Annotated in this window: 12 protein-coding genes; 2 read left to right on the forward strand and 10 right to left on the reverse strand. The window is 46.4% G+C overall.

Annotated features, from left to right (window positions below; genetic code table 11):
- Nucleotides 1-90: 90 nt before the first annotated feature.
- Nucleotides 91-2544 carry a glycogen/starch/alpha-glucan phosphorylase gene (locus tag ACHUFZ_RS07930; RefSeq protein ID WP_394126685.1) on the reverse strand — a complete coding sequence of 818 codons (2454 nt, stop codon included), beginning with the start codon at nt 2542-2544 and terminating at the stop codon, nt 91-93.
- Between the two features lie 525 nt (nt 2545-3069).
- Here ACHUFZ_RS07930 and malT point away from each other — a divergent pair.
- Complete coding sequence (gene malT, locus ACHUFZ_RS07935; protein ID WP_394126686.1) at nt 3070-5778, forward strand: HTH-type transcriptional regulator MalT; 2709 nt, start codon at nt 3070-3072, stop codon at nt 5776-5778.
- Between the two features lie 50 nt (nt 5779-5828).
- On the opposite strand, the gene napH is transcribed toward malT, so the two are convergent.
- The 6 genes from napH to ACHUFZ_RS07965 all read right to left on the reverse strand — a co-directional run bounded on the left by napH (nt 5829) and on the right by ACHUFZ_RS07965 (nt 13120).
- Nucleotides 5829-6680, reverse strand: coding sequence for a quinol dehydrogenase ferredoxin subunit NapH (napH, locus tag ACHUFZ_RS07940; protein ID WP_394126687.1), 852 nt, complete (start codon nt 6678-6680; stop codon nt 5829-5831).
- Nucleotides 6680-7447 carry a ferredoxin-type protein NapG gene (gene napG / locus ACHUFZ_RS07945; protein WP_394126688.1) on the reverse strand — a complete coding sequence of 256 codons (768 nt, stop codon included), beginning with the start codon at nt 7445-7447 and terminating at the stop codon, nt 6680-6682. Before napG ends, napH begins: the two co-directional genes overlap by 1 nt.
- Before the next feature lie 271 nt (nt 7448-7718).
- The gene (locus ACHUFZ_RS07950) at nt 7719-8171 is read right to left on the reverse strand and encodes a hypothetical protein (protein WP_394126689.1); all 453 of its coding nucleotides are present in this window, start codon (nt 8169-8171) and stop codon (nt 7719-7721) included.
- A 14-nt stretch (nt 8172-8185) separates the two neighbouring features.
- Nucleotides 8186-10141 carry an alkyl/aryl-sulfatase gene (locus ACHUFZ_RS07955; RefSeq protein WP_394126690.1) on the reverse strand — a complete coding sequence of 652 codons (1956 nt, stop codon included), beginning with the start codon at nt 10139-10141 and terminating at the stop codon, nt 8186-8188.
- 267 nt (nt 10142-10408) lie between these two features.
- Nucleotides 10409-12196 carry a cation:proton antiporter gene (locus ACHUFZ_RS07960; RefSeq protein ID WP_394126691.1) on the reverse strand — a complete coding sequence of 596 codons (1788 nt, stop codon included), beginning with the start codon at nt 12194-12196 and terminating at the stop codon, nt 10409-10411.
- Between the two features lie 168 nt (nt 12197-12364).
- Nucleotides 12365-13120: a phosphatase PAP2 family protein gene (locus tag ACHUFZ_RS07965; RefSeq protein ID WP_394126692.1), complete on the reverse strand. Its 756-nt coding sequence runs from the start codon at nt 13118-13120 to the stop codon at nt 12365-12367.
- Nucleotides 13121-13446: 326 nt separating this feature from the next.
- Here ACHUFZ_RS07965 and ACHUFZ_RS07970 point away from each other — a divergent pair, with 326 nt between their 5' ends.
- Complete coding sequence (locus ACHUFZ_RS07970; RefSeq protein ID WP_394126693.1) at nt 13447-13641, forward strand: hypothetical protein; 195 nt, start codon at nt 13447-13449, stop codon at nt 13639-13641.
- A gap of 34 nt (nt 13642-13675) precedes the next feature.
- Here the strand turns inward: ACHUFZ_RS07970 and tenA are convergent, their stop codons facing one another.
- The 3 genes from tenA to ACHUFZ_RS07985 are packed head-to-tail and all read right to left on the reverse strand — an operon-like array spanning nt 13676 to nt 16096.
- Nucleotides 13676-14341 (reverse strand): thiaminase II, encoded by a 666-nt coding sequence (gene tenA, locus ACHUFZ_RS07975; protein WP_394126694.1) that lies wholly within the window; start codon nt 14339-14341, stop codon nt 13676-13678.
- The gene (locus tag ACHUFZ_RS07980; protein ID WP_394126922.1) at nt 14341-15255 is read right to left on the reverse strand and encodes an ABC transporter substrate-binding protein; all 915 of its coding nucleotides are present in this window, start codon (nt 15253-15255) and stop codon (nt 14341-14343) included. Before ACHUFZ_RS07980 ends, tenA begins: the two co-directional genes overlap by 1 nt.
- Nucleotides 15256-15304: 49 nt before the next feature.
- On the reverse strand, nt 15305-16096 hold the full coding sequence (locus tag ACHUFZ_RS07985; protein WP_394126923.1) for an ABC transporter permease: 792 nt from the start codon (nt 16094-16096) through the stop codon (nt 15305-15307).

A 16096-nucleotide genomic window follows, 5' to 3' on the forward strand; every position in this document is an offset into this window, starting at 1 on the left:
AAGGACTGCAATACCTTCAAAATAGTAGGGTTTTAATTGGTTCTAAAGTATTGAGCCAAGACCCGAAGGCCTTGGCTATTTATCATGAAATTAGCGTTTAACTGTCTCTAATTTCCAAATGTTGTTTACATAATCTCGAATTGAGCGGTCCGATGTAAACTTGCCAACCAAGGCCGTATTAAGAATGGCTTTCTGAGCCCAACCTGCTTGGTCTTGGTACTGCTTGCCCATATCTTCGTGAGCTTGAACATACGAAGCAAAGTCAGCCAAACATAGATATGGGTCGCCACCATCAAGCAAGCTATCAAACGTTGCTCGTAGTAGGCCCGGTTGACCCGGTGTAAATTCATCACCGACTAGAAGGTCCAGTGACGCTTTTAGCAATGGGTCTGAATGGTAGTAGTCGTATGGGTTGTAGCCTTGTGCTTTAAGCGCTTGTACACCATCAACATCTAGACCAAAGATGTAGATGTTCTCATCACCCACTTCTTCACGAATCTCTACGTTTGCACCATCCATCGTACCGATAGTCAATGCACCGTTTAGCGCCATCTTCATGTTACCGGTACCCGATGCTTCTTTACCCGCTAGCGAGATTTGCTGAGAAACGTCTGCCGCAGGAATGATGATTTCTGCCATGCTTACACGGTAGTCAGGAATGAAGACCACTTTCAGCTTATTGCCGATGCGTGGGTCGTTGTTGATCTTCTCTGCAACCTTGTTCACCGCGAAGATGATCTCTTTCGCTAGATGGTAGCCCGGCGCTGCTTTCGCTGCGAAGAAACATACGCGAGGCGTACATTCGAACTCAGGCTCATTAATGATGCGGTGGTACAGAGACAGAATGTGTAGCAAGTCTAGGTGCTGACGCTTGTACTCGTGTAGACGCTTGATTTGTACGTCAAAGATAGCGTTAGTATCTAGCTCGATACCCATGTTCTCTTGAACCCAATCAGCTAAGCGCTGTTTGTTCTGCTTCTTAACTGCCATGAAATCTTTTTGGAATTTCGCGTCAGTTGCAAACTGAGAGATACCTTCTAGCTGCTCTAGTTTTGCTGGCCATTCTGTACCAATCTTGTCTGAGATTAGGTTTGATAGGCCCGGGTTACAGAACTTCAACCAACGACGTGGCGTAATACCGTTCGTTACGTTAGTCAGTTTACCTGGGAAGATTTCATTGAATTCAGGGAAAAGATCTTTCTTAACCAGTTGAGAGTGAAGCGCCGCAACACCATTCACCTTGTAAGAACCGATCACACATAGGTTAGCCATGCGAACCATGCGGTTGAAGCCTTCTTGGATGATAGACAGCTTAGCTTGTTTCTCACCATCGCCCGGCCACATTTTGCGAACTTCTTGTAAGAAGCGGTGGTTGATTTCAAAGATGATTTCCATATGACGAGGCAGTAGACGCTGGATTAGCGACTCTGGCCAAGTTTCAAGTGCTTCTGGTAGTAGCGTGTGGTTCGTGTAGGCGAAAGTACTTGCACTGATTTCCCACGCTTTATCCCAAGATAGACCTTTCTCATCGATTAGGATGCGCATCAATTCAGGAATCGCAATAGTTGGGTGAGTATCGTTAAGCTGAATCGTTTCTTGTTTTGGAAGATCGGCTAACGAGTAACCTGCTGCTTCATGACGACGTAGAATGTCGCGTACCGATGCTGCTGAGTGGAAGTACTGCTGCATTAAACGCAGAGTCTTACCTTTCTCGTGGTTGTCATTCGGGTAAAGAACTTTAGTAATGTTGCCAGCATCGATTAGCGAGTGCTGCGCTTCAAAGTAATCACCGTTGTTAAAGCTTGCGAGTGAGAATGGTGCAATCGCCTGACATTCCCATAAACGTAGCGGGTAAACCGTGTCTGATTCATAACCCACGATTGGTAGATCCCAAGGCATCGCTTTTACTGTCATGCCTGGTACCCATTTACGTACTTCTTTGCCGTTAACGTATTCAACGTCAACATGACCGTAGAAGCCAATCTCTTGAGCCAGTTCTGGACGAGCCACTTCCCATGGGTAGCCTTCTACACCGCGCCATGCGTCAGGGGCTTCTTTCTGGCGACCTTGTTCGAAAGATTGCTTAAATAGGCCGTACTCATAATGCAGACCGTAACCCACCGTTGGGAATTCTTGCGCAGCACATGAGTCCATAAAACACGCTGCTAGACGACCTAGACCACCGTTACCCAGTGATGGATCGCGCTCTTCTTCTAATAGATCAGTTAAATTGTGACCTAGTTCTTCCATCGCCTGTGTGATTTGCTCGTACAAACCCATGCTAATTAGGTTGTTACCTGTTAGGCGACCGATTAGGAATTCTAAAGATAAGTAGTTAACGCTTTTCGCGCTTTGAATTTTTGGATCTTGTTCAGTCTTAAGAAGATCTAAAGTTGTTAGCTCAGCCAATGCACGGCCCATCGCTAAATACCAATCACGCGGTGTCGCAGTTGCTTCTGTCTTTGCGTAAGTAGTCGATAAGTGTTGCTTTACACTTTCTTGGAATGCAGCTTTATCAAATTTTTTCTGTTGCGTAGGTTTCATCAGAGAAATCTCACTTATTAGTTCTAATCCATCTGTGACATATCGTGCATGGATATAATCTTCGAAACATCCTCCTACCTAGACGGCGTATTGGGAGGAGGACACAGGGCGTAGAGGGCGTACTACCCAAGACTCAGTGATCTAACTCTCATTAAATTTTTAACAAGCCTGAGCCCGGGTGATTGAGATCACACCGCCAACGAATTTACCCTACAACTGATGTATTAAACTTCCGTGTATTACAAAATACTCAATTGATGAATATGCATACTCGATCACATTAAGATTCACGTTCTAATGAAAATTTCACAACTTTTGGTGCAAACAGGTGTTTAAACCCCATTCTCATCCATTATATTAAGTGATGAAAATCACATTTATGGGGCGTAGTTCAGCACAAAGTGTGAATCAACCAAAAATCCCACCCTTGGCCGATAACCTAGGCTTGGCTTCTCAAGTAACATTCCTACCCATCAGCGATTACGGTCGTTTTTTGTACACTATGGTGGAATAGGGAATAGAAATATGTGGATTCCTTCGAAATTGACGCGTCCGGGACGACTGCATAATGCAATTGTTCGCCCAAGAGTTTTAGACCTACTACAACAAGCTCCTTGCTATAAGCTCGTACTGTTCCGCTCTCCAGCGGGTTACGGCAAAACAACAATGGCGGCTCAGTGGTTATCTGATAAGTCACATGTTGGTTGGTACAGTATTGATGAAAGCGACAACGATTCGTTCCGCTTTATGAACTACCTACTGCAAGCGCTGAACAAAGCAACGGATGGCAGTTGTCCAAACTCGCAGAAACTTGCCGAAAAACGCCAGTTCTCTTCCCTGCACTCCCTGTTCGGTGAAGTGTTTACTGAAATCTCTAGCTTCCACCAAGAGTGCTACCTAGTACTAGACGACTATCACCTGATTAGTGATGATGAAATCCATGAGGCGATGCGCTTTTTCTTAAAGCACATGCCTGACAACTTAACTTTGGTTGTGACGAGCCGTGCTGCACCGCCATTGGGCACCGCTAACCTGCGTGTACGCGATCTGATGATCGAAATTGGTGACGAGTTACTGGCATTTGATACCGAAGAAACGACTCGATTTTTCAACCAGCGTGTCGCCGATGGCATTGATGACACCACCGCAACTAACTTACGTAACTATGTTGAAGGCTGGCCTTCTGCACTGCAATTGATTGCCCTACAGGCGCAACATCAACATAAAACCTTAGCGCAATCTGCTGAGTCATTCTCTGAGTTCAACCATGCTCACCTTTGGGATTACTTAGTCGAAGAAGTGTTTGATTTGCTCGATCAAGAAACACGTCAGTTTTTACTTCAGTGCTCGGTGCTCGACCACTTTAATGATCACCTAGTCTCAGAGCTGACCAAACGTGAAGATGCACTGAGCATGATTGAGTCATTAAACCGCTTTGGTCTGTTCATTCACCCACTTGAAGGTGAGCACAACTGGTACCGCTTCCATAATCTATTTGCGGAATTTTTGGCGCACGAACGCATTGCACGTATTCCACAGCAGGAAACGCAGTTGCATCAATCTGCGGCAAAAGCTTGGCTGAAACTATCATCGCCACATCAAGCATTGCGTCATGCGCAAGAAGCGAAAGATAGCCAATTGACGGCAGACATCTTGACTCAGTATGGCTGGAAAATGTTTAACGGTGGCGAGCTACAATCCCTTGAAAAAGGCATCAATACACTGACGCCTGAACAGCTTTATAGCGAACCTAAGCTGTGTATGTTGCAAGCATGGTTAGCCCAAAGCCAGCACAGATATAACGATGTCGGCGACTTACTATCAAAAGCTGACGAGCAAATGTCCAAATTTAATGTCCGCTTGAGCACCAAAGAGCAAGGGGAATTTAATGCCCTGCGCGCGCAAGTAGCGATTAACCAAAATGAGCCAGAGAAAGCTTTAGAGCTGGCTGAGCTCGCCTTAAGTCAAGTTGATAGCACCGTATATCGCAGCCGCATTGTCGCCACTTCCGTTGTCGGTGAAGTTAACCATGTACTTGGTCATCTGAGCCGCGCGCTACCTATGATGCAGCAGACTGAGAAGCTGGCGCGCCAGTATCAAGTTTACCATCAGGCGCTTTGGGCGATGCTGCAACAAAGCGAAATTTTGATTGCTCAGGGCTACGTACAAGCAGCATTTGAGATCCAAGATAGCGCCTTTAAGTTGATTGAAGAGCAACAATTACAGCAAGTCCCACTGCATGAATTCTTACTGCGTGTGCGCGCGCAAATTTTGTGGTGCTGGAACCGTCTAGATGAAGCAGAAGAGTGTGCTTACAAAGGGTTAGATATTCTTGGCAACCACAGTCCAAGCAAACACCTTCACAGCTATTCAATGCTGGCTCGTATTGCGATTGGCCGTGGAGAACTCGATAAAGCGGGTAAGTTCATCGAACAGATCACCCACTTGCTCAAGCAGTCGACCTACCACGTTGACTGGACAGCCAACGCGTCACTGTCATTAATCTTGTTCTGGCAAGCGCGTGGCGAGCTTGACGAAATTGCCCAATGGCTGGAAACAACGGTGCGTCCAGAGCAAGCTTGCAACCACTTCACTCAACTTCAATGGCGCAACATCGCCCGAGCTCAAATCGCACTCGGAAACTACGTCGAAGCGAAACAAACCCTGACGTTCTTACAGCAACAAGCTAGAGAGAATGAACTGGTAACAGACACTAACCGTAACCTGATTGTTGAAGCCGTTTTGGCTACCTCGCAACAAGATGATGCATCTGCTCATCGCTATCTCAAAGAAGCCATCTCTCTGACTAATCAGACTGGCATCATTGGTAACTTCTTGGTGGATGGTAACAAGGTTGGCCATATCTTAGAGTCACTCAGTAAGAGCAGTGAGCTCAGTGATTTAGAGCGTCATCGCACCCAGCAACTACTGAAGGATATTTCCACGACACAGCGCAGTAGTTCCGTACACTTTGATGAAGAGTTTATTGAAAAGCTGGTCAATCACCCGAACATTCCTGAGCTCGTACGCACCAGTCCTTTGACCCAGCGTGAGTGGCAAGTATTAGGTTTGATCTACTCTGGCTTCAGCAACGAACAGATCGCCCAAGAGCTGGATGTTGCAGGCACAACCATCAAAACTCATATTCGTAATCTGTACCAAAAACTCAATATTGCCAATCGAAAAGAAGCAGTAAAGACCGCTGAAAATCTGATTCAATTAATGGGCTACTAAACTCACACCTAGGAATACAAAAAGCCGCGAATATATTCGCGGCTTTTCATTTAGTCAGGCTTAACTCTAAATATGGTTTTGAACTCAAGAACATCTTCAGGACAAACATCAATGCAACGACCACAACTCATGCAGTTCTGATCCATGACTCGCCTATCGCCCTCTTTGAGCGGCTGACGCAGCACCACAGGCTCAGGGCAGACGTTATAGCAGTCCATGCACTTGGTGCATGCTTCTCGGTTGGTGGCAGTAATGCGAATCACGCTCTTACGCCCGATTACCCCGTAAGTCGCGCCGAGTGGACATAAGTGTCCACACCAACCATGGTCAACCAGCAGTAAATCAACAACAAACACTAACAGGATAAGAATCCAACCAACGCCCATGCCAAAAAGAATCCCTCTGTGGAGCGCAGCAACAGGATCAATCCAGCTCCACAGCACGGTTCCGGAGGTAGCACTACCAATCAGCAACGCCAATAACAGCCAGTAACGCAACTGCGGATTCCAACGAAAACTCGCTTTGATCTCTAGCTTACGTTTGAGCCAAGCAGCAAAGTCGGTCACGACATTCATTGGGCACACCCAACCACAAAAGGCTCTAGGGCTGATCAAAGCATAGAAAAGCACCACAATCGCCACCCCAATAATGGCACTCAGTTCTGGCATATGCCCGGTAAAGACGATCTGCATGAAGATGAGAGGATCGGTCAGCGGCACGGTATCAAGCAAGAGGCTAGATGAAAGGTTACCTTTTAAAATCCCAATCGTTGGACCAAGTAGAAACAACCCAATTACGCCGAACTGACATAGACGGCGTAAAATCAAAAAGCGATGAGCATGCCACCAGCCAAGTTTTTGCCTTGCCTCTTTCCCCGCGTCTTTCGCTAAATTCTTCGCCATTACTTGCTCCCTCCTAAGGTTTCTAATGCCCCAGTTGGAATCACCCTATCTGGTTCACTATTGCCAAGAGGCTTAGTCACTTCTTCCCAACCCAATTGGTAGTGAGAGCCCATTTTGCCCTTCGCCAGTTCAGTTGGAATAATCTTAATCGCCGCCACTTCCGTGACGCAGGCTTGCTCACACTTACCGCAACCGGTGCATTTATCAGAATGGACGGTAGGGATCAGCTTGGCGTGATAACCAGTACGCTCATTGCGAATATGCTCTAGCGTTATTGCCTCATCGACCAGTGGACAGATTCGATAGCAGACGTCGCAGCGCAATCCTTGCCAGTTAAGACACGCCTCATGGTCAATGAGTACCGCCGTACCCATGCGCGCATCATCAATATCTGTAAGCGATGGATCGAGTGCGCCACTCGGGCAGGCAACAACACAAGGAATGTCTTCACACATCTCGCAAGGGATATCGCGGGCGTTAAAGTAAGGCGTGCCTGACTCTACCGATGAAAGTAAGGTCGCGAGCTTTAGCGTGTCATAGGGGCAAGCTTGAACACACAGTCCGCAACGTGTGCAAGCTTTTTCAAACTCTCCTTTAGCCAGCGCCCCAGGCGGCCTAACGGGCACACCGCTGCCGTCTCTCGCTTGTGTTTGTACTGACTGTAAACCCAAGATGGTTGCTGCGGCGCCTACACCTGCAGCCGTGCGCGCCGTATCACGTAGAAATCGTCGACGGCTTTCAGAAGTTGTCGTTTTAGGCTTGCTCATCACATTGTCCTAGTTGAAGCGTCTTCTAACAGAGTACTTCTCTGTATTCGGCTTCTTATACGTATAACCATGTTAATTGTAGTTGTTTACGCTCTAGTTTATGTGAGTTGTCATGATATTCGACCACCCCAAAAGAGGTAGTCACAAGCTTGATTGCGTTAGATCAATAACGGGCGTAGCTGCGAGTCACAAATAGGTAAAATAGATAATAAAAAAGCGGCCAAGTTGGCCGCTTTAACTCAGTTATATTTAATGCACAGATTGGTGGTTATCACCAAATCACCACACCTAAGTCTCGAGCTTTATTCAAAGTAAGTTTGTCACTGATGACACTGCTAAGCGCCGCTTCTGAAATAAGTAAAACGTTTTCTGCTGAATTGGGCGCATCGACATGTATCGCTAATCTTTGATCTGCTTGATATAGCGACCAAAGCTGACTGTCGACCAAGTAAATATAAGTTCCAGACGGTAGATTCGGGTTTCTTTCTACCATCAAGTTTAACCACCAACTCGCCCTGCGCAGACCTTGCCCACCTTCCAATCGTTGTGGAGCTTCAATCAGTTGCCCTTGTACCGCCTGTTGAGTAGCAATCGCTACATCCAACGAGCCCGGATAACTCTCAGAGAAGGGGTTAGTAAACTGCCCATCATACGAGCAAGCCCAACTGATTGGGCTTGCCATGGCGATGAGGACAGTAACAAGCAAACATACGCCCTGCTTCATACTGCACTCCGTGATTAAGGGGTAACGATGTTGAACCAGAAGTTAAACGTATCCAGCATACCGACAAAGTCTTTGAACACCTCTTTGTCTCCATCAAGCTCAATATCACCATTGGCGATGGCTTGCTCTAACGTCACATTGCCCAGTTGAACATCATCCAATGCGCCTTTGGTTAGCGTTAGCGACACATCCGGCTTATCCGCCTGCTTCCTTGTATGGTTAAGTACTGAGTTTTCAACATACAGCGTGTATTTCTCATCAAGATCGGTGAAGTTAATATTAATCGAGAAATCTTTGCCTGCTGCTTTCTCCGGTAAGATACGCACCGCTAAGTAATCAAACAGCATCTCTGGTGGCATATTTTTAATGATGTCAGGAGAAGCTGTATTCGTCCCGCCCGCAGAAGGCGTGCCATTTCTCAGCTCATACACGCCTTGCAAATAGACTGAGCGCCATGGACCCGACTCAGATTGATAACCCAACTGCTCATAGGTATCGGCAAGCAGTTCTTTACCTTTCTTGCTTTGCGGGTTGGCAAACACAACATGCTTGAGCACTTCAGCAACCCAACGGTATTTACCTGCATCAAAGTCCGCTTGCGCTTTTTTAATCACTTCGCTCTCACCACCCATATACTCGACATACTTAACCGCTGCATTGGTTGGTGGCAGGTTGTTAAGATCAGAAGGGTTGCCGCTGTACCAGCCCATATAACGCTGGTACACCGCTCGGCTGTTGTGACGCAACGTACCGTAGTAGCCGCGTGTACTCCAATTGTTTTCGATCTCATCCGGGAATTGAATAATCTCTGATATTTCCGAACCAATATAACCTTGGTTCATTAAGCGTACCGTTTGATCGTGGGTATATTTGTACATATCACGCTGCTTCTTAAAGTAATCGTTGATATCTTCTTGCCCCCACATCGGCCAGTGGTGGCTTTGGAACTTCACTTCAACCTCATCGCCCCACATTTCGATTGTTTCTTGCAAATAGCTCGACCATTTCAGCGCATCACGTACTTGCGCACCGCGTAGCGTCAAGATGTTGTGCATGGTATTGGTTGAGTTTTCCGCCATCCACAACGCTTTTTTGTCAGGGAAGTAAGTATTGATTTCGGTTGGCGCTTCAGAGCCTGGCGTGTATTGGAACACCATCTTCACACCATCGATCGTGCGCTCCTCACCGGTTTTCTCAATCATATCCGTCGGTTTAATCAGAGTGGCGAGACCTGTAGAGGTTGTCTGCCCTAAACCGCCGTTCACGCCACCACGTTCATTTCGTGGTAGCAGTGCACCATACATATACACTGCGCGACGCCCCATCGCATTACCAGCGATAACGTTCTCAGACACTGCGTGCTCGGTAAAGCCATGTGACGCGATGATCTCGACCTTACCATCAAGAACATCTTGCTCATCAACAATACCGCGAACACCACCAAAGTGGTCAATATGACTGTGGCTATAAACGACAGCAACCACAGGGCGCTCACCGAGCTCAGCATTGACAAACTCGAGTGCTGCTTTGGCTGTTTCTTGAGAGATCAACGGGTCAAAGACGATCCAGCCAGTATCCCCTTTGACGAAAGTAATGTTAGAAAGGTCATAACCGCGTACTTGATAGATACCATCCGTCACCTCAAATAAACCGTTGATCATATTTAGCTGGGCATTACGCCAAAGACTTGGGTTGACGCTATCTGGCGCCTCACTGTCTAAGGTAATGTATTTTTTATACGCTTCAAGATCCCAAACAACATCACCATTTTCATTAGTGATCGTGACAGTATCTTGCTTAGCAATAAAGCCGCGCTGAGCATCTTTAAAATCTTGTTTGTCTTTGAATGGTAAGGTTTGAGCCACTTTATCGTTGGCCGAAATAGTGGCTTGCGTGGCAGGCTTTGATTCGCCCGCACTAGCAGAAGATGAGGCTAAAATAGCTATGACTATCGCCGCGATTGGCTTCATGATTTACTCCCTTAAATACAGATAGATAAGCCATTCGAGTGTAGGAGTAATTTACGCAGAATAACAAATGAACATTTTAATTTATTAGCAGAATTCCAGATTTGATAAACCCGTATCAGTCGTAAACATTTCTGTGTGAGCTAACGTTTCAAGGTATCTCATCATAACCAGCAAAACTCAAAAGTAGAAATAGCAAAGGGGGCTCTAATAATAGAGCCCCCTTTTTGTTGCTGCGCGCTGTCGAACAGACAAGTTTTAAGCCGTGAATTAGCTCTCTTTGACCAAAGAGACCACGATATCACCACTCATAGGTACGCTCTCATCTGCTGGAGCAAGCATCTGGATGTGCTGCTTGCTGTTAACCGTAAACAGTGGCACTACGGTCGCCGACTTATACTGCTCTTGGTAATCCTCATAGCCAAAACTGTCACTCAGTTTGGTGTGTTTAATTTCAGCCCCTTGGCTAATCAAGCTTGCCAGTTTTTTGTAGCTGGTACTGCCGCCTAACAGCAAAGAGTAGGCATGCTCTGAGTTATGGCTGTGCTTATCTAACCTCTCCTGCTCTTTTTTATCTTGCAGGCTAAACACCTTACGATGACCAAACTCATTGGAGAAATGCACGCTCGCCACCGAGTTTAAGTGCTGATCGGGCGTGACTGCCAACACTTGCCCTATCCCTATTAAGTCGAGGTATTCATCAGCATGACTCGATGTCGGGTTACCGTAATAGCTATCGAAACCACCCATGCGCGCTTTACTGACGTAGTCCCAGTTAGTATCCGACATAAGAACGCGGCAATCGTAAGTTTTAAGTGCCTTGCCCAATGTTCTTGCCACATCGTTCGCACCAACGATCAAAAAGCCTCTTGGCGCTGGCTCGGCAACCCCAAGTAAATTAGCAATTGGACGAGCGGTGGCACTTTGCAGTACCACTGTGCCGATAATCACCATAAAGATTAGTGGCACTAGAAGGTTCGCCTGTTCTACATTTTGCTGAGTCAACTTAATCGCAAACAGCGATGATACCGCCGCTGCGACGATACCTCTTGGCGCTACCCAAGCAAGAAAGGCTTTCTCTTTGATCTCAAGGTTGCTGCGCATGGTTGATAAGAAGATTGATGCAGGACGTGACACCAACTGAATCACCACGAACAGCGCCAACGCTGCCCAGCCCAACTGAGCGAAATCAGTCAGCTCAACCCTTGCAGCAAGCAGAATGAATAACCCTGAGATAAATAGGATGGTGAGATTTTCTTTAAAGTGGAGGATATGACTGATATTCACGCCTTTAGCGTTTGCCAACCAAATCCCCATCACTGTCACCGTCAATAACCCAGATTCGTGCTCTAGATAATTCGATAGGGCAAACACGCCAAGCAAAATGGTCAGCACTGCAAAAGGTTGTAAATACTCTGGTAGCCAGTGGCGACGCATCATGGCTGCGACCAGCATACCTGCAGCGATACCGACGGAAAAACCAATCACCACAATCAGACCAAATACCGCCAAGCTGTGGACCTGACTATGGGAGACAATAAATTCGTACACCATCACCACAAACAGCGCACCCAAAGGGTCAATAAGTATCCCTTCCCAACGCAAAATATTGGCGAGTTTTGAGCTTGGTCTGACCGTTCGTAACAAAGGCACAATCACAGTTGGTCCAGTGACCACCGTCAGGCTGCCAAATAAGAACGCCAATGACCAATCTAGACCTAACAAATAGTGCGTCGCGACGGTGGTAATGATCCACGACACCACGGCGCCGAGCGTTACTATGCTCCAGACACTCTTACTGATCCCTTTAATCTGCTTAAAATTGAGCGTTAAGCTGCCTTCAAACAGTATCACCGCAACCGCTAAAGAGATCACAGGAAAGAAGAGATCCCCCAGCGCTTCTTGAGGAGAAAACAAGCCAAACACTGGCCCCACTAACAAACCAGCGATGAGGAGAAATAAAATAGCGGGAAGTTTTAGCTGCCATGCAACCCATTGGCAAATCAAACCCAGTAAGCCAACACTAGCCAAGGTTAGTGCAATCGTCTCCGAAGTCATTGAGTATCCTTATAACGAGCGAAGTAGAATTTTCCATACTAAACAGTGAGTAACAATTAGACAACAATGCCAAATGAAACCTAACTAAACCATTACTGTTTATTTATAGACAGTTAAATAAAAAAGGGCTCTAAAATTAGAGCCCTTCGTAGATATTAATTAAATCGACTAGCGATGAATGTGAGCGGGATATTTTAATTTCTGCATCATCCACATCCCCAACTGAGAAAAGCTTGGCATCAAGGAATAAACAGCAGCGACAAACACGATCGAGCCAACAAGGTCCATCGGTCTATGCATGCCAAGCCATAGACGACTGTAGCCGACACAGACAGCCCACACCCCAACCATTAACGCCAAACCGTAGCGCTTGTGCTGCATAAATAGCCCACCAAAGAAAGCTAAGCAGATGGATGCAAAAATTGTGTGTCCAGATGGGAATGAGTAATCTTTCTCACCTTGCCAATGGCTGGTGCGCCAAGGCGATACTTGTTGAGAAATTTCGTCGATCATCTCTTCTTTCTGGATCACATCTAATTTATAGAAATGTTCAGGATTCGGAATCAGAAGTTGGTGAGTGAGTAATTCAGTGTAAGGTCTTGGGCTCTCTGTAACATGTTTAAGCCCGGTCTTAGCAGCAAAGCCGATAACAAGAATGACCCCTAGCTGGAATAGCTTAGCCAAAAATTCGCGATTAAAACCGATGACTCTCCAACTGCTAAAGACCAGAACAGACAAGGTGATGAGGAAACCTTTCGAGCCCGCAGAGTCCGTCAGAGCGGTAAAACTAAATCCAACCACATCACTGACTCCAGAGAGCAGATCGATATGACTGACAAACAGCGACATAGGCGCAACAATAAGCAAAAACCCTGCGAGTAGCAGTAACCCTTCACGTTTGTCTTGTAGTAATTTCTTCACCATATTTGATCCACAGTAACCAAAAAACCCGATGCAGCATATTAGATGACGATGCGTGGAAAATTCATCAATTTAATGTCAATTTGATGAAAGATAGCACCCTGAGTTAGCTCAAATCACAAAATTACATTTACTCACAAAACAGGGGTTAACTATTGCAGAACTTTCACCTATTGGCATTCACATTTTATCTAAATTCAATACGCCTCATTTACGCTATAAGTATGATTGCATAATGGTACTAACTCCTTTAATCTCAAAGCAGCAGTCGATAAGGGAGAGCGCCGTTTTCGTTGTAACCTAAACCTGATTGCTAGGAGGATGACAATGTGATTAAAGAACATGACTTTGAAAGTATTCTTCATTGCGTTAAAGATTTAAGCCCGCGTCAAAAAGAGCGTTTATCGTTAAAGTTGAGTGCCTTAATGGCTGACACTACGTCTCATCATGCCTACCAACTTATTACTCAGGAAGAGCTTGATCTATTAGCGAAAAGCGAGCTCGCCGAAGAGGAAAGGAGTTAGCACTCATAGCATGCTAACTCCTAGGCTATCTCAACTACTTATTGGCATCCAGCCCTTGCTGCCAAAACGCCACTTCCATACGAGTCGCTGTCTTAAACACATGGATTAGGTTTTGCCCTCGCTGACTATTGAGCTCTACCTCTTCAAGTAACTGATTAAAGTGCTCAGCGCCCTCAGCCACGCCAGACTGAAACTCCTCTCCACCGTAAAGTTCTATCCAGCTCCGATAAAGATTGCCTTCTAATTGGGTATCAGGGCTTTCTAGCAAGGCCTTACCAATCACGGCATAGCCAATTGAACATGGAGCCAGAGCCGCATAAAGCTCAACCAGATCACCTGTCATACCTGCATCAAGAACATAACGAGTATAAGCAACCGTTCCGAAGTCTTCGGGCTCATTCTCCAGATCGGATTCCATTACCCCCCACTGACCACAATAAGTCACATGATGGTTGATTTCTGTCTCAAGTAGAGCCGAAACACTCGGCAATGCGCGGCGCATATCCTCAAGGTTACGTGCTTTATAAATCGCCAGTGCATAAGCGCGTGCATATTGCTTTAGGAACAAAAAGTCCTGCTTCAAATAGTGCAAGAAACACTCGTGCGGTAGCGTCCCTGACGCCAACTGCTGAACAAAACTGTGCTGGGTATACTCTTGCCAATCAGCCTGACACGCAGCAATTAAGTCACTGTATTTCATTAATTAATCTCCGGAACGTAATCTACGGCTTTAGGCAAAGTTTCGATCAGCTTCTGTGAGTACATAAACTCGGCGTAGTCGTCATAACGCTTATGATCAACCGCTGAAGGTCGCAATGCAAAACGCGTTAATGTGTCGTTCCAAGCGCGTTGATTGAGTTCGTTGTTGAGTGTATCTGGCGAGTATGCGACGAACTCTTTCCAAGATTGCTGTGGGTGGTTAACGATGTAAGTGGTAGCCTGTTCAAGCGCCTTGTTAAACGCTTTGATCGCTGCTGCATCATAGGTGTTCGCATTAGCAACGAAGACTAACTCATCATAAGTCGGTACACCGTGCTCTTCTGGATAGAAGGCTTTCGCTTTGTAGCCTTCAAGCTCAAGTTGATTGGTTTCGAAGTTACGCAAACCGCCCCAAATCGCATCCACTTTGCCCGATGCCAGAGACGATGAGAGTGCCCAGCCGACATTGATGATGTTGACGTCGGAAAACTTTACTCCTTGTTGACCCAGCATGGTGCCAATCGTTGCTTCTTCATTGCCCGCAATCGCGATACCAATCTTCTTACCTTTTAAATCGGCTAGCGTGTCATTCTTACCATTGTCCAGCACCATTAGTGTGTTCAGTGGTGTCGCAATCAAGGTTGCCGAGCGAATTAGCGGTAGACCCGCTGCAACATCGATAGTGAGACTTGGTTGATAAGAGATTGCCAAATCAACTTTACCCGCTGCAACCAGTTTTGGTGGTGTGCTTGGGTCAGCTGGCTCTTGAATGTTCACTTCAATGCCTTGCTGCTTAAAGTACCCACGCTCTTGCGCAATCACGATTGGCCCGTGGTTCGGGTTAACAAACCAATCCAGCATCAGAGTGAGTTCTTTATCGGCAGCAAATGCGTTAACAGAAAATAGAGATGTCATTAGTGCCACTGCACTGAGTTTTTGTGTCGTTTTCACGGTGTGTCCTTTCTTATTGATTTTCCCAAGGAATGAGTTTTTTGAGTAATTTATCGGTGATGAAATAGAGTGAGACTGATAGCAAGGCGAGGATAAATAACGCGGCAAACATTTCATCAATGATCATTCGTGCATTGGCCTGCAACATGAGATAGCCAAGACCCGCACTGGATCCGACCCATTCACCAACCACAGCGCCAATAGGGGCAATGACCACGGCCACGCGGATACCTGAAGCTAATGTCGGCAATGCTGCCGGCAGTTGAATATGTCTTAACAACTGCCACTTACTCGCGCCCATGGTTTTAGCCAGATCTAAATAGCCAGTTGGAGTGTTTCTAAGTCCGTCATAGCAGCAGGTTGTCACCGGAAAGAAGATGATGATTGCGGCCATGACCACTTTGGAAGCAATGCCATAGCCTAGCCACAGCATCAATACCGGTGCGATAGCGAATACAGGAACGGCCTGACTAGCAATTAGGATCGGTAACAACCATCGCTTAAGTGGCTTGAACAGCAACATTTGCAGAGCAAACATCAATCCCATCCCTAAGCCCAATAATAAACCCAAAATGATCTCTTGCCCGGTGACGAGCGTGTGCTTCATCAGCACATCAAATCGAGTTACCAACCGAGAGAACACTTCCATTGGCGCAGGCAAAATAAAGCTTGGCATATCAAAGATGACCACGACTGCCTGCCACAAGCCAAGAATGACCAACAGGCTAATCACTATTCGCACCACTGGATGTGTAAATTGCCGTGCCGTTGCGGGTTGGCGTTGAGTAATTTGCAGGCTCGACAT

Origin of the sequence: Vibrio hepatarius (assembly GCF_043642085.1) — a bacterium.
Classification (GTDB): Bacteria; Pseudomonadota; Gammaproteobacteria; order Enterobacterales; family Vibrionaceae; genus Vibrio; species Vibrio hepatarius_C.